Origin of the sequence: Methanothermobacter sp. EMTCatA1 (assembly GCF_002356395.1) — an archaeon.
GTDB lineage: Archaea > Methanobacteriota > Methanobacteria > Methanobacteriales > Methanothermobacteraceae > Methanothermobacter > Methanothermobacter thermautotrophicus.
Window position 1 is genome coordinate 156,088 of sequence record NZ_AP018336.1, and the last position, 19,984, is coordinate 176,071.

The 19,984-nt window shown below is 49.7% G+C and carries 20 protein-coding genes; 8 read left to right on the forward strand and 12 right to left on the reverse strand.

Translation table 11 applies throughout. The features are described from left to right. Positions 1-72: 72 nt before the first annotated feature. The 9 genes from tca_RS00960 to tca_RS01000 all read right to left on the reverse strand — a co-directional run bounded on the left by tca_RS00960 (position 73) and on the right by tca_RS01000 (position 9,830). Complete coding sequence (locus tag tca_RS00960) at positions 73-666, reverse strand: acetate uptake transporter (protein WP_269899456.1); 594 nt, start codon at positions 664-666, stop codon at positions 73-75. A gap of 45 nt (positions 667-711) precedes the next feature. After that, positions 712-2,616, reverse strand: coding sequence for an acetate--CoA ligase (gene acs, locus tca_RS00965; RefSeq protein ID WP_115892487.1), 1,905 nt, complete (start codon positions 2,614-2,616; stop codon positions 712-714). 134 nt (positions 2,617-2,750) lie between these two features. After that, the gene (gene thsA / locus tca_RS00970; protein ID WP_048060772.1) at positions 2,751-4,379 is read right to left on the reverse strand and encodes a thermosome subunit alpha; all 1,629 of its coding nucleotides are present in this window, start codon (positions 4,377-4,379) and stop codon (positions 2,751-2,753) included. 170 nt (positions 4,380-4,549) lie between these two features. Continuing rightward, entirely contained in the window at positions 4,550-4,963 is a 414-nt protein-coding gene (locus tca_RS00975) for a hypothetical protein (protein WP_010875858.1), read from the reverse strand. Positions 4,964-5,014: 51 nt separating this feature from the next. Then, positions 5,015-6,235: an FprA family A-type flavoprotein gene (locus tag tca_RS00980; RefSeq protein ID WP_048060773.1), complete on the reverse strand. Its 1,221-nt coding sequence runs from the start codon at positions 6,233-6,235 to the stop codon at positions 5,015-5,017. Positions 6,236-6,474: 239 nt separating this feature from the next. Then, complete coding sequence (locus tca_RS00985; RefSeq protein ID WP_010875860.1) at positions 6,475-7,287, reverse strand: 4Fe-4S binding protein; 813 nt, start codon at positions 7,285-7,287, stop codon at positions 6,475-6,477. A gap of 97 nt (positions 7,288-7,384) precedes the next feature. Next, the gene (locus tca_RS00990; protein ID WP_010875861.1) at positions 7,385-7,912 is read right to left on the reverse strand and encodes a RimK/LysX family protein; all 528 of its coding nucleotides are present in this window, start codon (positions 7,910-7,912) and stop codon (positions 7,385-7,387) included. A 51-nt stretch (positions 7,913-7,963) separates the two neighbouring features. Beyond that, entirely contained in the window at positions 7,964-9,352 is a 1,389-nt protein-coding gene (locus tca_RS00995; RefSeq protein ID WP_048060774.1) for a cyclic 2,3-diphosphoglycerate synthase, read from the reverse strand. A 169-nt stretch (positions 9,353-9,521) separates the two neighbouring features. Next, the gene (locus tca_RS01000) at positions 9,522-9,830 is read right to left on the reverse strand and encodes a UPF0058 family protein (protein WP_010875863.1); all 309 of its coding nucleotides are present in this window, start codon (positions 9,828-9,830) and stop codon (positions 9,522-9,524) included. A 306-nt stretch (positions 9,831-10,136) separates the two neighbouring features. Here tca_RS01000 and hisD point away from each other — a divergent pair, with 306 nt between their 5' ends. From hisD to hemL, 4 genes are all read left to right on the forward strand, one after another. After that, positions 10,137-11,411 (forward strand): histidinol dehydrogenase, encoded by a 1,275-nt coding sequence (gene hisD / locus tca_RS01005; protein WP_048060775.1) that lies wholly within the window; start codon positions 10,137-10,139, stop codon positions 11,409-11,411. A 93-nt stretch (positions 11,412-11,504) separates the two neighbouring features. Continuing rightward, on the forward strand, positions 11,505-12,818 hold the full coding sequence (aspS, locus tag tca_RS01010) for an aspartate--tRNA(Asn) ligase (protein ID WP_010875865.1): 1,314 nt from the start codon (positions 11,505-11,507) through the stop codon (positions 12,816-12,818). 11 nt (positions 12,819-12,829) lie between these two features. Further along, a complete protein-coding gene (locus tca_RS01015; protein ID WP_048060776.1) occupies positions 12,830-13,447 on the forward strand; it encodes a cobalt-precorrin-8 methylmutase in 618 nt (205 codons plus the stop codon). Between the two features lie 11 nt (positions 13,448-13,458). Beyond that, positions 13,459-14,721: a glutamate-1-semialdehyde 2,1-aminomutase gene (gene hemL / locus tca_RS01020; RefSeq protein ID WP_010875867.1), complete on the forward strand. Its 1,263-nt coding sequence runs from the start codon at positions 13,459-13,461 to the stop codon at positions 14,719-14,721. 28 nt (positions 14,722-14,749) lie between these two features. Here the strand turns inward: hemL and tca_RS01025 are convergent, their stop codons facing one another. Together tca_RS01025 and tca_RS01030 are read right to left on the reverse strand one after the other, a co-directional pair. Next, the gene (locus tca_RS01025) at positions 14,750-15,319 is read right to left on the reverse strand and encodes a hypothetical protein (RefSeq protein ID WP_010875868.1); all 570 of its coding nucleotides are present in this window, start codon (positions 15,317-15,319) and stop codon (positions 14,750-14,752) included. A gap of 110 nt (positions 15,320-15,429) precedes the next feature. After that, on the reverse strand, positions 15,430-16,140 hold the full coding sequence (locus tag tca_RS01030) for a DUF4012 domain-containing protein (RefSeq protein ID WP_010875869.1): 711 nt from the start codon (positions 16,138-16,140) through the stop codon (positions 15,430-15,432). A 280-nt stretch (positions 16,141-16,420) separates the two neighbouring features. Between tca_RS01030 and mtxX the strand changes: the two genes are divergently transcribed. The 3 genes from mtxX (at position 16,421) to tca_RS01045 (ending at position 18,796) form a co-directional block, all read left to right on the forward strand. Then, positions 16,421-17,125, forward strand: coding sequence for a methanogenesis marker protein Mmp4/MtxX (gene mtxX / locus tca_RS01035; RefSeq protein ID WP_048061187.1), 705 nt, complete (start codon positions 16,421-16,423; stop codon positions 17,123-17,125). A 76-nt stretch (positions 17,126-17,201) separates the two neighbouring features. Then, positions 17,202-17,969: a polyprenyl diphosphate synthase gene (gene uppS / locus tca_RS01040; protein WP_010875871.1), complete on the forward strand. Its 768-nt coding sequence runs from the start codon at positions 17,202-17,204 to the stop codon at positions 17,967-17,969. Between the two features lie 56 nt (positions 17,970-18,025). After that, the gene (locus tca_RS01045; RefSeq protein ID WP_115892485.1) at positions 18,026-18,796 is read left to right on the forward strand and encodes a TatD family hydrolase; all 771 of its coding nucleotides are present in this window, start codon (positions 18,026-18,028) and stop codon (positions 18,794-18,796) included. A gap of 65 nt (positions 18,797-18,861) precedes the next feature. On the opposite strand, the gene tca_RS01050 is transcribed toward tca_RS01045, so the two are convergent. Then, positions 18,862-19,239: a carboxymuconolactone decarboxylase family protein gene (locus tca_RS01050; RefSeq protein ID WP_010875873.1), complete on the reverse strand. Its 378-nt coding sequence runs from the start codon at positions 19,237-19,239 to the stop codon at positions 18,862-18,864. 93 nt (positions 19,240-19,332) lie between these two features. On the opposite strand from tca_RS01050, the gene tca_RS01055 reads away from it, so the two are divergent. Further along, entirely contained in the window at positions 19,333-19,983 is a 651-nt protein-coding gene (locus tca_RS01055; protein ID WP_010875874.1) for a 2,5-diamino-6-(ribosylamino)-4(3H)-pyrimidinone 5'-phosphate reductase, read from the forward strand. Position 19,984: the final 1 nt, after the last annotated feature.

A 19,984-nucleotide genomic window follows, 5' to 3' on the forward strand; every position in this document is an offset into this window, starting at 1 on the left:
AAAACAGGCTGAAAAAAATAGTGAATGGTTTCCCCTCAGGATTTTGAGGGGGATGATCCCTACCCTTCAGGTTCAGGTGGGGAGGATGTCCCTTCCATGGGTCTCATTTATAACCTCTGCAAGACCCACGTACATGGCGGCTGCCCCTGTGAATATACCCTCATAACCCGCCACAGCTGTTATAAGGGCTGAACCCGTGATTTCACCTGCAGTGAGCAGGAAGAAGAGTACCGCAAGACTTATGAATATCACCTGGATGCCCCTTTTGAGTTTCAGGGTTGCTATGAACATCACCAGGGTGAACAGTCCCCACATGAAGAGGTAGGATGCCATTGCAACCGGGTCGGCACTGGCTGCTGCAGTCCCTGATGTTTCAAGAAACTTGAGGTTCGGGATCACCAGGAGGAGTACCAGTGACCACCAGAACAGACCATAGGATCCGAATGCAACCGTACCGAAGGTGTTGCCCTTTCTGTATTCCATCACACTTGCAAGTATCTGGGCTATACCACCATAGGCGAACCCCATTGCAAGTATCATACTGTTTATGGGAAAAAGACCTGCATTGTGCAGGTTCAGCAGTATGGTGGTTATACCAAATCCCAGAAGTCCCAGGGGTGCCGGGTTGGCGGTTTTATCTGATATAACCACTTCTGTTTCACGCATATTTCTCACCTTATACATCAAATATGAGGGGAGGTGGGGGCTCAGCTATTCCTCAAGGGTTGAGGTATCACCGAGGTCCTCTCCTTCCTCCCTGGCCCTCAGTATTCTCCTCATTATCTTACCTGACCTGGTTTTGGGGAGGCTGTCAACCTGGACCATCTCTCCGACGACGGCCACGGGTCCGAGTTCATGGCGAAGGTGTCTTTTCAGTTCCTCAATGAGGGCGGCGTTCAGTTTATGACCCTTCTTGAGTATGAGGAAAGCCTTTATGACCTCCCCCTTGATGGGGTCGGCCTTGCCTATAACCGCGGCCTCTGCAACTGCAGGGTGTGCGACAAAGACTGATTCAACCTCTGCAGTACCTATCCTGTGCCCTGCTATGTTCAGGACGTCATCGGATCTTCCCTGGATCCAGAAGTATCCGTCCTCGTCCTTCCTGGCCATGTCACCTGCGGTGTACACTCCGCCGGGGATCTGCTTCCAGTAAACATCGATGTACCTCTGCTCGTCGTTGAAGAGGGTCCTGAACATGGCTGGCCATGGCTTTCTGATCACAAGAAAACCACCCTTACCAAGGGGCACGGGGTCGCCATTCTCGTCAACCACGTCGGCCTCTATGCCCGGGAGGGGCTTTGTCACTGAACCCGGTTTAAGGGGTGTCACAGGTAGGGGTGCTATGAGGTGCATCCCTGTCTCGGTCTGCCACCAGGTGTCAATTATCGGGCACTTCTCCCTTCCAATGTTCCTGTAGTACCACATCCATGCCTCAGGGTTTATGGGTTCACCGACCGTACCAAGTATCTTGAGGGATTCAAGGTTGTAACGTTTTGGGTGCTTGTCACCGAACCTCATGAGGTGCCTTATTGCGGTTGGTGCCGTGTAGAACTTGGTGACACCGTATTTCTCAACGATACTCCACCACACACCGGGGTCAGGGTAATCAGGCGCCCCCTCATAGAGGAGTGTTGTGGTTCCAAGTAGCAGCGGGCCATAGACAACATAGCTGTGACCTGTTATCCACCCGATGTCAGCTGTGCACCACCAGAGGTCTCCGTTGTGGATGTCAAAGGTCATCTCGAGGGTTGATGCAACCCCCACCATGTATCCTCCTGTTGTGTGTAGAACACCCTTTGGTTTTCCGGTGCTCCCCGAAGTGTAGAGTATGAAGAGGGGGTCCTCTGCATCCATCTCCTCTGCATCGCACCGGTCCCCTTCACCCTCTATGAGCTTATCGAAGAGCATTTCACGTCCACTTATATCCGACATCTCAATGTCGATATCTGTGTGCTTTACAACCACTGTTGTTTCTATGGTGGGGCACTGGAGTATGGCCTCGTCCACTATGGGTTTGAGCTTTATAACCCCGCCCCTTCTGTAGGTACCGTCGGCTGTTATTATGATCTTTGCCCTTGCATCGTTCAGGCGTTCCACAAGGGCCCCCACACTGAGACCGGAGTATATGACACTGTGGACAGCACCTATCTTTGCACAGGCAAGCATTGAGATTACAAGTTCGGGGCACATTGGAAGGTAGAGGGCAACTGCATCGCCCTTTTTGATCCCAAGACTTTTGAGGGCATTAGCGGTCCTGTTAACCTCACGGTACAGTTCATAGTAGGTTAACTTCCTTTCATCCCCCCTCTCGTTCACGTATAGAATGGCGACCTGGTTTCTCTTGTCTGTGTCAAGCCACCTGTCAACGGCGTTGTAGGTCATGTTGATCTTACCGTTGACGAACCACCTGTAGAATGGTCTGTTGCTCTCATCAAGGACCCTGTCCCATTTTCTGAACCATTCGAATCTTTCAGCCTTTTCGGCCCAGTAGTTCTCATGGTCCTTTCCCTTTTCGAGCTCGGCCTCCCAGTTTTTTATGTGGGCCTCCTCCACAACGGTGTAGTGGGGTTTGAAGACCCTTTTCTCTTCCAGGAGAACTGAGGTATCCTTTGACATTTTTCATACCGCCATCTTTTTCTTGGTTGGTAGTAGTAAGTTTCTCTCAACTTATATATTTTACTATTATTAATCATGATAGATAATATTTATTATAAATTTTTTATTAATAACCTCGAAAAAAATGAGGTGGGTTACATCATGGGGGGCATTCCACCCATTCCACCCATTCCTTCCATATCCTCCTCGTCCTTGGATGAGACATCAAAGCCCCTGGCGGCTATCATGTCATCTATACGGAGGATCATCTCAGCTGCCTCAGCTGCAGACTGGATGGCCTGTTTCTTGACCCTCTGGGGTTCGATTACTCCGGCCTCCTTCATGTCGACGATGTTACCATCGAAGACATCGATTCCCATGTAGGGTGATTCCTCATGGGCTGCCCTGAGGTCAACGAGGACGTCGATGCTGTCAAGACCTGCGTTCTCTGCAAGGGTCTTTGGCACGATTTCGAGGGCGTCTGCAAAGGCGGATACTGCCAGCTGCTCCCTGCCGCTTATGGTGTCAGCATACTCACGCAGTTTCCTGGCGATTTCAACCTCAGGCGCTCCTCCGCCTGCAACAACCTCCCTGTCCTCAAGTGTTGATGCAACGACTCCTATTGCATCCTCAAGGGCACGCTCCATTTCCTCTGCAACATGCTTCGTGCTTCCCCTCAGTATTATGGAGATTGCCTTGGGGTCCCTGCATTCCTCAATGAATGTGAGGACCTCATCAAAGATCTTCTTCTCGTAGATAACACCGGCCTCTCCCAGATCTTCTGCTGTGAGGTCATCTATGTTGGTGACGAGTCTTGCGCCTGTGGCCTTCTCAATACGTTTGATGTCTGACTTCTTGACCCTCTTGAGGGCCATTATTCCCTCACGTGAGAGGTAGTGGAGTGCAAGGTCATCGATACCCTTCTGGCAGAACACGACGTTGGCGCCTGAGCTCTTTATCTTCTCAACCATGTCGCGGATCATCTGCTCTTCCTGTTCTATGAAGGCCTGCATCTGTGATGGGTCTGTTAGCCTTATCTTGGCATCGGTTTCAAGGTCCTTAACCTCTATCGGATACTTGAGGAGGGCTATCCTGGCTTTTTCGATTCTCTTTGGCATTGAGGTGTCTGCCCTTGACTTGTCAATTACTATGCCGTTCACGATTCTTGACTCGTTCACTGATGCGCCCTGTATCCTCTGTATGTTAATGTTGTCCTTGTCGATTTCACCGTCCTCTTCGACCTGCATTACTGCGTCAACAACGAGTTCAGCAAGTTTTTCCTTGGCCCTCTCTGAACCCTTTCCTGTCATTGCAGTTATTGCGACCTTCATGAGGGTGTCCCTGTCGCTTGCTTCCATTGATATCTCTTCAAGTATCTCCTGGGCCTTCAGTGCTGCATTCCTGTAACCAAGTGCTATGATTGTTGGGTGCACACCCATTTCAATGAGTTTTTCAGCTTCCTTGAGCAGTTCACCTGCTATTATGACTGCAGTGGTTGTACCGTCCCCCACCTCGTCTTCCTGGGTCTTTGCAACCTCCACCAGCATTTTTGCTGCGGGGTGTGAGATGTCCATTTCCCTGAGGATCGTAACTCCATCATTTGTAATCACGATGTCTCCAAGGGAGTCAACAAGCATCTTGTCCATACCCTTGGGTCCAAGGGTTGTCCTCACAGTCTCTGCAAGAACCTTACCCGCAAGGATGTTGATTCTCTGTGCTTCCCTTCCAACGTAACGGCTTGTATCCTGTGGTAATATGAATATGGGCTGCTGTCCCTGTGCCATTAAATCACCTCTTAAATAAATAGCATGCAATTATCCATGGGTTTAAGGTTCTATAAATAATTTGTGTAGAAGATCCTGTGGGTTTCTGGTTTCTGCAGACTTACTGGAAGAGTTGCAGATGGATTCCTCTTCCTGGAAATAAATAATTGACTGGAGATGGTGGCGTGTGGTTAACGGTTGGGGAATATCTTCGGCAGGAAGGTCTGACAGAAGTCTGGTGTAATCTTTGAGGTTTCATGCTCAAGTTTTTCCACTATCTCCTCTTCGAGTTCAGGTGTCTTTGATGCCTCAACAGTGAAGGTCTCGCCGTCGATCCAGAGCCTGAGTGACTCCTGACCCATGGTCATACTGAATTCAACGGTGTTACCCCTTTCAATATCGCTTATTATATCATCCAGGATATCATCTGATAGTTTCAGGAGCTTCCTGCCCTCCGGTTCATAGGTTCTCTTCGAGGTCCTGATACGGGTTATGCGCACCGGTGCGCACCCCTCTTCCCTTATTGTCTTCCTTACGGTCCAGAAGAGGCTCACAACAATTTTCTTCTCAGGGTCATGACTGCCCTTAAATTTGATTGATTTCATTAAATCACTGCATCCTTTAAACTATGTTTCCTGCATTACTCATTTTGAAAGCTACATTTTCTTTATCCTTTCACCGACGCTCTTCCCGATGCTGTAGCATTCATCCAGGTCTCCGGAGGTGGGGACATAGTTAACCTCAAAGGTTTCAGCAACCTCGAATCCTGCACCTGAGAGCTCCTCCTGAAGGGTTCTCACTGCACCGCCACCCCATCCCTTTGATCCGAATACAACTGCAAGCCTTTTAAAGCCTGTGCGATCGAACGTAAGTCCTTTGAGATAATATATAAGGTCACCGAGGCTTGGGAATGGTCCGTTGAACATTGTTGGGCTTCCTATGAATACTGCCTTGCTCTCAAGGATATTCTTCACAATCTCACTCCTCTCATCCTCATGAAGGAAGTGCATCGACACATCCACGTCCGCTGCCATGAGACCCTCGGCCATGGCATGTGCCAGCATCCTGGTGGAGTAGTGCATGGTGTCATAGATTATGGTGGCCTTGTCCCTGCACTTCCCGGTGGCCCAGTCAGTGTATGCAGCTATTATCTTCAGGGGCTCGGTCCATATCTGGCCGTGGGAGGGCGCTATCATCCCTATCTTCTCAAGGAGGCCCAGTTCCTTAACCTCACTGAACTTCCTGAGTACAAGGGGGGAGAGTGGTGTTAAAAGGTTTGCATAGAATTTCATGGCAGCATCCATCAGTACAGCTTCAGGGACGTCCTTATCAAAGCGTTTGCTGATGCAGAGGTGCTGTCCGAAGGCATCATTTGAGAAGAGAATACCTTCCTCCTCGAGGAGGGTGAACATGCTGTCTGGCCAGTGGAGCATTGGGGCCTCAAGGAATGTGAGGGTCTTTCCCCCGAGGTCAGTGCTGTCCCCTGTTTTAACGGTCTGCATCGGGGTATCCTGGGGTATGGAATAGTGCTGCCTGAGGCCCTCAGCTGCCTTTGCGGTGCAGATTATCTCTGAACCGTACCTTTTGAGGACCTCGGTGATGGAACCGCTGTGATCCCTTTCAATGTGGTTCTGTATTATGAGGTCAATCTTTTCATCCCTTCCTTCCCTTTCAAAGGCGTCGGTTATCCTTCCAAACATCTGTGAAGAGGTTCCGGGGTAAGTGTTGTCAACAAGGGCCACCCGTTCATCCCCAAATATGAGGTAGGTATTGTAGGTTGTGCCTCCAAGGGTGTAACCATGGTAGCTCCTTATGTCCCAGTCCATCACACCAACCCAGTAGACACCATCCGCAATTTTTACTGCATCAGCCTTCATATTAAACACCAACTTACTGTATGTTGAACTTCATTATTAAATTATACAATTTTATGGGGTGAGGTGGTGCTGATTTTGGGGGGGGTGATTATACAATTTGTGGTGCTGATTTTTCAGGCTGGAATGGGTCATGTTCTCTTTCTTTATGCCAGAAGAACGAATTTTTGTAGCAGACAACTAGTCTGCCAGTAAATATGATGTGATGTGCATTCAGATGTTTATTAATTAAAAAAAATAGTTTAGAGCTTCCCCCTTTCTTCCAGCTTCTGCCTTAACTTCATGAATTTTGATCGGACCGTTTCATAGCCCTTACTGTAGAATGGACAGCTCTCTATGCAGTAGGTGCATCCCTCACTGCACCCAAGGCATCTATCCTCAAGGAGCAAGACTGTGGATCCACAGCAGGTATCCACCTCCACCAGGGCATCCTCAGGACAGGCCTTTATGCATTTACCGCACCTTGCACAGTACTCAGGGATCCATGAATGCTCACTGGCCTTCTGAGGAAGGTTGGATATGCTCGTGAGCACTGCAGATACTTTCTGGGCCGGCCCTGTCTCCGGACCTATGAGAAGGCCGTTAGTCCCCTTAAAACCAATACCTGCATTCTGGGCCAGGGATGTGAGATCCAGGAGTCCACTCATGGGGTGGATGGCCACGGCACCGTACCCATTCTCTCTGAGGTAATCTGAAACCCTGAAGGTTAAATCGGCAAGTTCATCGTAGAGTCTGTCATTCATGGCCTGGGCCTCCTCCCTTGGAGGAGTGCCTATAAGTTCATCATCCATCTTCAATGTGAGTACCACGGCGTTCTTATACTTAAAATCACCTGCAAGGATAACCTCTGGGGTTATGGACGCATAACCCATGCTGGCTATGCCAAGTGAACGTGCGTAATCCTCAAGTCTGCTAAGGAATTCTCTGCTGGCTGTGGTGGATGGTGTTTCAGGTTCAGGGACCTCTGACTGGTCAGGGTACTCAAGAAATCCACAGCTGCAGCTGCAGCCACTGATGGTGTTCTGTGCATCTCCACAGCAGTTATTTTCCTCCATTTAATCACCTCAGTTTACATATGAATGGATGTTCATATTTATATTTATGGATATAGTGTCCATGTGTTTTCACTATCCGTATGAATGTTTGCCCGGTTCACTCCTCTATCTCGTACTCAAATTCCCAGAAGGGGGTGCCCTCTGATTCCTCACCCTCGAGGTGTTCCATCTCATGGGCAACTCCATAGGCACCTGAACCCGTGAACCGGAGGGGTTTTTCCAGTCTCTTTAGCCGGATCTTAAGGTCAAGGGGGTCAAGCACGGCCCTCAAAATGTAGTCACCATCCACAACAACACGGTAGGGCCTGCTCACAAGCTCTCGCTCGTTCCTGGAACCGCACTTCTCAAAGCGGTAAACGGTTCCCTCCTCACTGATTATCCTGGGATTCAGAAAAAGGTACACTATCTCAAGGGTACGGCCGATCATCTCATCCTCATCAAAGCGGGTGACCTTCTCCTTGATGGCCATGAACCGGCTGGAGTTCTTCCTCAGACTCCAGTCCCCACCGAATCTTATGGAGAAAAGAAGGGGGAGGAAGGCGTCGGGGGGTATCTGGAGTTTCTCGATAACCCTCTTCTCAGTAATGGTGAACCTGAGGAGTTTCTTCAGGTCAGCATCGTCCAAGTTATCACCATTCCGGGCGTTCTCTGCCTCTACTCTGGGGGTTCACTGAATTCAGGGCGTCTTTCTGAGGTTGAAGTCGGCTATCGCCCTTTCCACCACGGAGATTATTGCATCATCAAGTTCATCCTGGGCACCATCCCTCACAACCGGGATGTTGTCGCAGTATATGACCTCGAGTCCAGCCTCAAGGGCGTCCTTCGTTGCAACGTCAACTGCAGCGGCCTTGAGTTCAGTTAGCATCACATCAGCGTCCTCTATGTACCTTTCAATGTCCCTCTGAAGCAGTGGCCTGTTTGAGAGGTGTGGTGTGGTGCCCACAACCCTGCAGCTGTACTCTGATTCAAGATATTCAACCAGGAGGTCCTTCACTGAGTCAGGGGCTGTTGTTGCAAAGAGCACATTCTTACCCTCAATCTCACCCAAGGGCTTTGGTCTGAAGACAGTTGTTATAACCTCAGCTTCGGGGTTTATGGATTCAATGAAATCGACTATCTCCCTGACCTTTTCATCCCCTGCCATGGGCTCCTCGCACATGGTGACTATCACAAGGTCCGCAAGTCCAATCCTGAAGGGTCCGAAGAAGTTCTTTATGTTTATAAGTGGCTGGTTTGCACCGACAAGTACTATGTGGCGGTTTGATTTCACCGGAGGGATGGCTGCACCGCTGCCCTCAAGGATAACAAAGTCTGCGTCCAGTCTGTTGGCGGTTTCAGCGCCACGCTTCATGTTTGTTATGAAGACATCTCCCACCATACCTCCCCCGCATCTTCTGCAGCCAACGGTGAGTATCCTGCTCATGAGTGCATCCTCCCAGTGGTCAGAGGCTGCATGCACACCCTTATCTGACTGCTCCATGAGAAACTCGGGGGTTATTTCGATCCGGTCGCCATGGACGATCTCGGGTTCCTCGGGACCCCCACGGCCCATAGCAACGACACAGGGGTTGTACTGGCGTTCGTGGATCAGTCGGGCGGCATAGGCGGATACTGCAGTTTTACCTATCCTCTTACCCGTGCCCAGTATCTTGAGTGAGGGTTTCTCAAGTATGTCATACTCTGTCAGGGGCTGGAATTCGAAGTCCGGGCCCCTGTAGACTGCACCCTCACCCAGGACAACTGAGGCTATCCTGAACCTCTTGGAGTAGTCAAGGACAGGTTCATCACTGAGGTCCATGACGGTATCTGCACCATACTTTCTTATGAGTTCTCCTATGAGTTTGTAGGGGATCCTGTGGGGGTCATCCCCGAAGTGGACCGGTCTGCCCATTATTTCAGTGTATTCCTCAGGGGAGGATGTCCTGAGCTTCTCTGTCCCACCAATAAAGATCAGGGCCTTCACATCAATGTGCTCCATTGAGTCAAGGGTTTCAACTGCTGCTCTTGTCACAGGCAGGTAGTGCTCTCCATCAACAAGACAGATCATGGTTTCTGTGGCCTTCATAAACAAACACCTGTTATAAATAACTCTGTTATAGATATGGGATTGGTGCTATTAAAAATAGGCGGCAAGTACTGATAAGAATAATACGGGTATAAGTAATAAATATGTGGCTGGCACCACTGCTGACTAACTGGAACTGGCGGTTCTTGCTGGCATGTAGGAGGTTATTTTACTTTGCCTCGAGCCTGGCCTCCATCTTGACGACTTCTTTCCTTGATCTCCTTGCAAGTTCTGAGAGGCCATTCACAACATTTGGTGGAAGATTGTTACCTTCTTTCCTGGCGAGGATCTCTGAGATGGCGCTTGAGAGCACAAAAATAGCGTACTTATGTTCGGCCTTGGTACGGTGGATGTGGTGGGGGCTGATGTTCAGGGAGAAGTACTCCTCGCATTCATCCTTTATATCATATCCATTCTCAAGGTACTTCAGAACATATACCAGAAATTGGTGCAGTTGTATCATTTCATCCTTATACATGGTTACCAGCCTCAGTCTCCTTATAAGTGTGTATTAAACTTATTATTTAAAAATTTTGGTCCATTAGATGCCCCCTAATCCAAATTAAGGAATGACCACAGATTAATATAAAAATTGCAAATGGTAGTCATATCCATGGGATGAATTCCAACCATCAACCAATGTTTAAGTGAAAGCATATAAATAAATGTTTATAACTGGAATTCTTCAAATTATTAAATGATCCGGTGTGCCCCCTAAATTCTTAAAAGGGAATGGCTCCATAAAACTAACCATTCGCCCTAACTTTTTCACTGGAGGATGCTGATGAAGATAACAGAATTTGATTACAGACGGATTTCTGAACTCGTTGAAAGAGCAAGGCTTGACGTCGATGATGTCCTTGGACCCGTGGCAGACATCATATCCATGGTGAGGGATGGAGGTGACGATGCCCTCAGGGAACTCACAGGGAGATTCGATGGAGTGACCGTTGAGAACTTCAGGGTCAGCAGGGAGGAGATAGAGGAGGCCCACAAAAACCTTGAACCCGGGGTGAAGGAGGCACTCAGGGAAGCCGCCAGCAACATTGAGGAATTCCACAGGATGCAGATGCCCTCAGGCTGGATGTCTGAGGTTAGACCCGGGGTCATGGCCGGCCAGCTGGTGCGCCCCATTGACAGTGTGGGCTGCTACATACCGGGTGGAAGGGCTGTGTACCCCTCAACGATACTCATGACCGTGATACCTGCAAGGATAGCAGGTGTTGAGAGGATAGTATGCTGCACCCCGCCGGCACAGGACGGCTCGGTACCCGACGCGGTTCTTGTGGCAGCCGACATGGCAGGGGCCAGTGAAATATACCGTGTTGGGGGAGCACAGGCCGTTGCAGCGATGGCCTACGGCACAGAGACCATCAGGCCCGTTGATAAAATCGTTGGACCTGGCAACATATTTGTAACCGCTGCAAAGAAACTGGTCTACGGTGAAGTGGACATAGACTTCCCTGCAGGACCCTCAGAGGTCCTTATAATCGCCGATGAAACTGCCAGTCCAGAGTACATCGCCCTCGAAATACTTGCACAGGCAGAACACGACCCCCAGGCTGCAAGCGTCCTTGTCACAGACTCCAGGGACCTTGCCCTTGAGGTGAAGGAGATGGTCCATGAAAACATTAAATACATGGAAAGGGCCAATATCATAAGGGAGTCCCTTGAAAGGTACGGGATGATAGTTTTAACAGCTGATATTGATGAGGCTGTGGACTTCAGCAATGCATACGCCCCCGAGCACCTTGTTATAATGACGGATTCTCCAGAAGAAACATTGGAGGGCATCCGTAACGCGGGATCCATATTCCTGGGGGAACTGTCCCCTGTGGCTGCAGGGGATTACGGTTCAGGCACAAACCATGTGCTGCCAACCTCGGGATGCGCAAGGATGTACTCGGGTCTCTCCACAGAATCCTTCATCAAAAAACCAACAGTCCAGAGGATAACCAAGGAGGGCCTCAGAAACCTCCAGGGCACCGTCCTGAAACTTGCAGAGTACGAGGGCCTCCATGCCCATGCTGAATCCTTCAGGAGGAGGCTGAGGGACTGATTGATGAAGGCAGATTAATCTGCTGAACTCTGATAATGCATGGTTTCATCAGAGACCTTAAATATTCACTTTAAACTGTTAGAGGTGATTTGATTGTTACTTGGAGATCTTAGAAGGACTCATTACTCAAAGGACATAGAACCGGAGATGGATGGAGATGAAGTCACGGTTATGGGCTGGGTCCATGAAATAAGGGACCTTGGAGGGATAATATTCGTACTCCTAAGGGACCGTGACGGGCTCATACAGATAACAGCCCCCAGTAAAAAGATTGAAAAGGACCTCTTCAAATCCATAAGGAAGCTCAAAAAGGAATCCGTGGTCGCCTTTGGTGGTACTGTGCAGGAGTCAGGCAAGGCACCGGGCGGATTTGAGATAATACCCTCCTTCCTCAAGGTACTTAACATATCAAAGCAGCCCCTCCCACTGGACCCAACAGAGAAGGTTAAGGCTGAGATAGACACAAGACTCGACGCAAGATTCCTTGACCTCAGAAAACCATCCGTAAGCGCAATATTCAAGATAAAAAGCAGAATGCTGCATTCAGTCAGGGTATTCCTTGAAGAACAGGGATTCCTCGAGATAAACACCCCAAAGTTAGTTGCATCTGCAACAGAGGGAGGTACAGAGCTTTTCCCCATAACCTACTTTGAGAGGGAGGCCTTCCTCGGCCAGAGCCCACAGCTGTACAAGCAGATCATGATGTCAACGGGCCTGGACCGTGTGTACGAAATCGCCCCAATATTCAGGGCAGAGGAACACGACACCCTCAGGCACCTCAACGAGGTCATATCAATCGACATCGAGGCATCCTTTGTTGACCACGAGGACGTGATGAAGATACTTGAAAACCTCGTGGTGAGGGTCATTGAAGACGTGAATGAGCACTGCACTGATGCCCTGGAAACCCTTGGAAGGACACTGGAGGTGCCTGAAACACCATTCGAGCGCCTGGAGTATGATGAGGCCGTTGAAATGGTTAACTCAAAGGGAGTTCCGATGAAACATGGAGAAGACCTCCCAAGAGCCGCTGAGAAGGCCCTGGGTGAGATCATGGATGGCTACTACTTCATAACATCCTGGCCAACCGCCATAAAACCATTCTATGTCATGCCAGACGAGGATGACCCTGAGAGGAGTCATGCATTTGACCTCATGTACAGGGACCTTGAGATATCCTCAGGGGCCATGAGGGTACACCAGCATGACCTCCTTGTTGAGAAGATAAAAAGACAGGGTCTTAACCCTGATTCATTTGAGAGCTACCTTTCAGCCTTTGAGTACGGCATGCCACCCCACGCAGGATGGGGACTCGGTGCTGAGAGGTTCAACATGACCCTCACAGGACTTAAAAACATAAGGGAGACGGTCCTCTTCCCGAGGGACAGGAGGAGGCTCACGCCGTAGGTGATAATTTGATGGGAGCATCCACAGGCCAGGGCTATGAAATAGCAAGGAAGAGCAGGGAGATAGTGAGGGAACTCATCTCCGAGGATATATCCTCGCTGGGTCCCGCTGAGGTGGCCATAGTTGAAAGGATAGTCCACTCCACCGCCGACCCGGAATATGCACGTATAACAGAATTCAGCCAGGGCTTTGTTGATGAGGCACTCAGATCCCTCAGGAGTTCAGGCGGGATACTCACAGACATTGAAATGGTCCGCGCAGGCATATCACATCCCTCCCGGTGCTACATAAGGGAACCCGCTGTGAGGGAGCTTGCAGAGAAAAGGGACATCACAAGGGCCGCTGCTTCAATGGAGTACGCCGCCAGCCAGGGATTCCGGGGGATCGTTGTCATAGGCAACGCACCGACAGCCCTCATGAAGGTGATTGAACTAACCCTTGAAGGCCTGATGGATGCCAGGGCCGTTATAGGTGTGCCTGTGGGCTTTGTAGGTGCTGCAGAGTCTAAAGAGGCCCTCAGAGGTACAGAAATACCTCATATGATAACCAGGGGTCCCAAGGGGGGCACACCAGTCGCAGTGGCGGCTGCAAACGCACTCATAGCATTATCCAAGGATAAAGAGGTTTAGAGGTTTTAAAAATGAAGTCAGAGGAACTCTTCAGAAGGGCCAGTAACGTCCTCCCGGGGGGTGTGAGTTCACCTGTGAGGAGGTTCGACCCCCACCCATTCTTTGCAGCGGGGGGCAGCGGATGCCTGCTTGAAAGCGTGGATGGTGAAAGCTACATTGACTACTGTCTGGCCTATGGCCCCCTCATACTGGGACACGCCCACCCACGTGTAGTTGAGGCTGTGAATGAGCAGATAAAAAGGGGGACAACCTACGGTGTTCCCACAGAGGGGGAGATAGAACTTGCAGAGGCCATCATCGAGAGGGTGCCATGCGCTGAGATGGTGAGGTTCACAAATTCAGGGACTGAGGCCACCATGGCCGCTGTGAGGCTTGCCAGGGCCTTCACAGGGAGGGACAGGATAGTTAAATTTGAGGGATCCTATCACGGTGCCCACGACTACGTCCTTGTGAGGCCGGGTTCAGGGGCGGCCACAGCACCTGATTCACCTGGAATACCAGTGGATACTGTCAGAAACACCCTGACGGTACCATTCAACCATGAGGAGGCAATGGCTGAACTCATCGAGGGGGCGGGTGAGGATATAGCGTGCATACTGGTGGAACCTGTCATGGGAAACATAGGGTGCATAGAACCTGAAAATGGTTACCTGCAGTTCCTGAGGGACATAACACGTGAAAATGATATCATCCTCATATTTGATGAGGTGATAACCGGATTCAGGCTTGCACCAGGGGGTGCCCAGGAGTACTACAGGGTTGAACCCGACCTTGTAACCCTTGGAAAGATAGTTGGAGGCGGCTTCCCAATGGGGGCACTGGCAGGCAGAAGGGAGATAATGGAAAATATATCACCTGCAGGTAACGTCTACCAGGCAGGTACCTTCAACGGGAACCCTGTATCTGTAACTGCAGGTCGTGAGACCCTCAGACTCCTTGATGGGAGGATGTATTCTGACCTTGAGAGGAAGGGGTCGACGCTGAGGGCTGGTCTCAGGGACCTCCTCTCTGACCTGGACCTTGAATACCAGGTCACCGGGCCAGCATCAATGTTCCAGTTATACTTCACAGGGGAGGAGGTCAGGAACTATGGGGATGCTAAAAAATCCGATACAGTGCTCTTCATGGAGTACTTCCATGGCCTGCTTGAGAGGGGGGTATTCATACCACCGTCCCAGTTTGAGTGCTGCTTCATATCGGCTGCCCATGAATCAGAGCACATAGAGGCGACCCTTGAAGCTGCCGAGGAGGTTCTCAGCGGCCTTAAAAATTAATTAATTTTTTTGACTGAAATTTTCAGAATCAGGTGAATTTTACTGCTATGAAGAAGTAGAGGAAGCATATCACAACAAATATCAGGAGTGCCATGACAGCTGTCTTCAGGAATCTGCTGTTAAGGGCGTTCCCCTCACGTTCAGCCAGGAACTCCCTCTGCTCACGCACCTGCGATATGAAGCTCTCTGCCTCCACACCTCCACCGGTCACCAGGTTGCTGTCAATGATCTCCTCATCAAGGAGCTCGTTAACTATCTCCTTCTGTTCCCTCACATCATCGATTATTCTCTTCTCAGCAACGAATTCCATGAGGGACCATTTCCCGGTTTTTATCTCTTTGGGGGTTCTCTCCTCATTTTCTATGCTCCTTGAAAGATCCTCAAGGAGTCTAATCCTTTTATCTTCATCCTTGATTTCACTTTCGGTAGCTTCCGGTTCCTCATAGAACTTCTCGAGTGTATCATAGTATTCAAGTGAACCCCCACATTCACAGGACGAAAAATCAGCTGGACTCTCTCCCTCCTGGAGATGATAGTAACCCCCGCATTCTGTACATATGAGGTAGCCCCTGGTTTTTGCAGTGTTCTCATTGGACAACTGTATCCCCCAACACTACTATTTACATTATAATAATTAAGTTTTGTGTATCATTCAATGAAATTCATTGAGGACCATTAATATTAAATGGAAAAAAAGAGGGGGGTTAATCAGTTGCCCACCCTTTCAAGACCCGTTGATATTAGGAACTGCACAACAGCGCCCTCAGGCACAACGACGATGTTTCCCTGCTGGTACTGCTGTAGACCGGCATTCACCATTGCAAGGTACTTTGAGCGGTCCTTTGTTGCGTTGAATATGGCCCTCATGAGTGACTGAATTGCCACACCCCTGGATGAGCCCTGCTGCTGTTCCTCCCTGAGGAACTGTATGCTGTTTCCTGAAACATAACCCTGACCCTCAACGTAGACGGGTCCTATGGACTGCAGTATGCCGTCAACAGCCTGGGGAGTTACTATGACCACTATATCCGTTTTTATGCCTGTATTGTATTCCACTATTTCCTGTGCGAGTCTGGCACCCCTTTCGGTGTCATTCTCCCAGAGGGCATCATGCAGGAGCCACCTGCTGACGCCCTGGGCCCTTAGGGATGCAGGGGACTGTGCCGTGGGGTGGGCCATGTTGTGTGGGTACACAGCCGTCACATTGGTTATGTTACCCTCATTCATGGTTATTATGAAGGCCATGTCAACGGCACCTATGCCGGGCCTTGGTTCACCGGGATCCGCACAGAGCAGCAGCACATGCTTCTCTCCCACAAAAACGTTCTGGGAGTTTGTGATGTAATTCTCATACGTCACAACGGAAAGTCCGAGGATTACGATGAAAAGGCCGATTATTATCTTATTCTTGGTATCCATGGTTCTACCTTCCTTCAGTGATTTTTTTAATGTGTGTCTTTAATGTGTGTCAGCAGGATCACTAATTAAAAAATTTCATGTTTATATTATTTTTCCGTTAACCTAAATTTTCTTATGCAGAAGACATTTATATATTTATTCGCCGTCATCTATTAAAAAGCTGAATCTTATAATACTCATGACCATATATTAATCTTGCTGCCTGCGCCGTAACTCTCTAAGACCTGATCATGGAATATGGAGATAAGCCTGTGAAATGTATGGAAGTGAGGGTGGAGCCATGAGGATAGTGGCTGGTGTCGGTGAGAACAGGAACATGGAGAGGGCTGCATCCCTCGCGGACTTTGAGGTTGACCTGGTCCACTCAGAGGAGGAATTCATAGAGGAACTCAGAAGGGGTGCTGCTGCCTACGTGAGGGGGTCACTGCCAGCCGCAAATATAATGGCAGAACTCAAAAAAGGCGGGCCACTGAACAGGGCTTCATGGATAGAGGTGGGTGCTAATGGATTTCTGCTCGCCCCCGTGGGTATAGATGAGGGAAGGACAGTGGATGATAGATTCAAAATCGCTGTTTCAGCCTCTGAATTTCTCCGGAAAACCGGAGAAGAGCCCAGAGTCGGCGTGATATCAGGGGGAAGGAGGGGGGACCTTGGAAGGTCACCAGAGGTTGACAGGTCAATCCATGAAGGCGAATTCCTCACATCAATGATAAAGGATAAATATAGGGTGAGGCACTACCATATACTGATAGAGGAAGCCGTGGCTGATGGCTGTAACGTCATCATAGCACCCGATGGTATAACAGGCAACCTCATATTCAGATCACTGGTTCTGGTTGGCACCGCCAGGAGTTACGGTGCAGTTGCTCTGGGATTTGACGGAATTTTTGTTGACACATCAAGGTCACAGACAGCCGAAGGCTATCTCAGGGCGCTGAAATTCGCCCACTGGCTTGCCAGAGGATGGAATGAAGATAATGAATAATAGGACCGTTAATCGTATTAATTAAATTAATATTAACTGACCGGATGAACAAAAATTATGATCAGGTAGATTTGAAATGTCACCATTAAAGCCCCTTTACAAGCTGTACGAATGGTACATATCGCGCAACCTCAGAAGGGACAGAATGCCAAGACATGTTGCCATCATCATGGATGGTAACAGGAGATACTCAAAGCTGCAGGGCAGTATGAACCCCATAGAAGGCCATAAGAAGGGCATAGAAACCCTCGAGAAGGTCCTGGACTGGTGCGTGGACCTCGGGATAGAAATAGTAACGGCGTACGCCTTCTCAACAGAGAACTTCAAGAGACCAGAAAAGGAGGTTAAGGGTCTCATGAAGCTCTTCAGGGAAAACTTCGAGGCCATAGCAAGCAATGAGAAGATACATAAGAACAGGGTCAGGGTCAGAGCAGTCGGAAAACTTGAACTCCTCCCGGAGGACGTCAGAAGGGCCATAGAGATCGCTGAGAAGTCAACAGAGCAGTACTCAGACCGCCTTGTGAACATAGCCATAGGATATGATGGAAGGCAGGAGATAGTTGACGCCACAAGAAAGATTGCAGAGGATGTTAAGGCGGGTTTGATAGACCCGGAGGACATAGACGAGGACATGATAAACAGAAACCTCTACACTGCAGGTCTGGAGGACCCGCACCTGATAATAAGGACCAGTGGCGAGGAAAGACTCAGTGGCTTCCTGCTCTGGCAGTCATCCTACTCTGAACTCTACTTCTGCGACAGCCTGTGGCCTGAACTCAGGAAGGTAGACTTTTTAAGGGCCATAAGGTCATATCAGCAGCGTGAGAGAAGGTTCGGCGTCTAGCACAGCCCCTTGATTCATGGGAGGTATGTAGACGTTATCCATATCAATCACTGATTATGGGAGGTATCATCATTATAGACGTTCACTGTCACCTTGACTTCAAGGACTTCAACAGGAACCGTGAAGAGGTCATCGAAAGGGCCAGGAGTAAATTGAGGGCTGTTATAGATTCAGGGGTTGGTCTCGGGGGTAACAGGAGGGCCCTTGAACTTGCATCCCTCAACCCAGGTTTCATATACCCTACAATGGGGTTCCACCCGGTTGATGCATCAAAGGCAAGACAGGACCTTATAGGGGAGGTTGTCTCGCAGATAGAATCAAATATTGACCTTATAGTTGCAGTTGGGGAGACAGGCATGGACTTCCACCACACCCGTGATGAGGAGGGTAGAAGAAGGCAGGAGGAGACCTTCAGGGTATTTGTGGAACTCGCAGCTGAACATGAAATGCCCCTGGTGGTCCATGCAAGGGACGCTGAGGAGAGGGCCCTTGAAACTGTCCTTGAATACAGGGTACCCGAGGTAATCTTTCACTGCTATGGTGGAAGCATTGAAACAGCCCGCAGGATACTGGATGAGGGATATTACATATCCATCTCGACACTTGTGGCATTTTCAGAGCACCACATGGAACTTGTGAGGGCAATCCCCCTTGAGGGCATGTTAACGGAGACAGACAGCCCCTACCTTTCACCCTTCAGGGGAAAACGTAACGAGCCAGCCTTCGTGGAGGAAGCTGTCAGGGCGATAGCCAGAATCAAGGACATGGACCTTGAGGATGTTGACAGTATCACAACAGCAAATGCAGAAAGAGTGTTTGGTTTATAGGACTCCCGGGGCTGAGAGTCCCATTATTTTTTCTCTTTTAGAGTTCATCAGCTTTGAGTCTATTTTCAAACTTCAGCAGGGTCATTCTCCGTGAAAACCTCCTTCGCTGCAAGCACAGCATTTATGGCTGCAGGGAAACCCGCGTATACGGCCATCTGTATCATGACCTCTATGATCTCATCCTTACTGCAGCCAGCATTTAGGGCTCCCCGCACATGGCTCTTCAGCTGATCATCGGCCCTCAGTACTGTGAGGGCGGCAAGGGTCAAAAGTTCCCTTGTTTTAAGGTCAAGCACGCCCCTGGAGTAGACATCTCCGTATGCAAATTCAGCAACAAAGCGTGCAAGGTCCGGTGCAACATCCTCAAGTTCATCCCTGATGGCGGTGTAGGATTTCCTGTTCATTCTGTTGAGTATCTCCATTCCCCTCCTGTACCTCTCCATGGTTCAACCTCCACTGGTTTCATCATTCTTCGACTTAAAATTCCACATTAATTTATAGGATGACATCTATAAATAGGTCGGAGGAGGAAGGCCATGAGACCCTACGTTATACTCAACGCAGCCATGACACTTGATGGTAAGATTGCAACGGCAACAGGGAGCTCTGAGATATCTGGTGAGGAGGATCTCAGGAGGGTCCATGAACTCAGAAGGGAGTGTGACGCCATAATGGTGGGCATAAACACGGTGCTGGCGGATGACCCGCGCCTCACAGTCCACAGGGTAGATGCAGCCCCCGGGGATAATCCGGTCAGGGTTGTGGTTGACAGCATGGCCAGGACACCCCCCCATTTCAGGGTACTTAACGATGAGGCCCCGACGGTGATAGGTGTTTCAGAGAGCGCCCCGCCTGAGAGGGTTGCTGAGCTCAGAAAAAGGGCTGAAGTGGTTGTTGCAGGGACCCGGCGGGTCGATCTCCATCTTTTACTTGAACGGCTGCATGGTATGGGGATAGAGAGACTTATGCTGGAGGGCGGATCGACACTCAACTACTCCATGCTGACCGGTGGCCTGGTGGATGAGGTCCGGGTCTGCATAGCACCGATGATAGTTGGGGGCAGGGATGCCAGGACCCTTGTGGATGGTGAGGGTATAGATGAGATGGCAGATGCCATAAGACTTGAACTTAAACGGTCCTACACCCTGGGTGAGGACCTCATAGTGGAATACACTGTAAAAGGTTAGA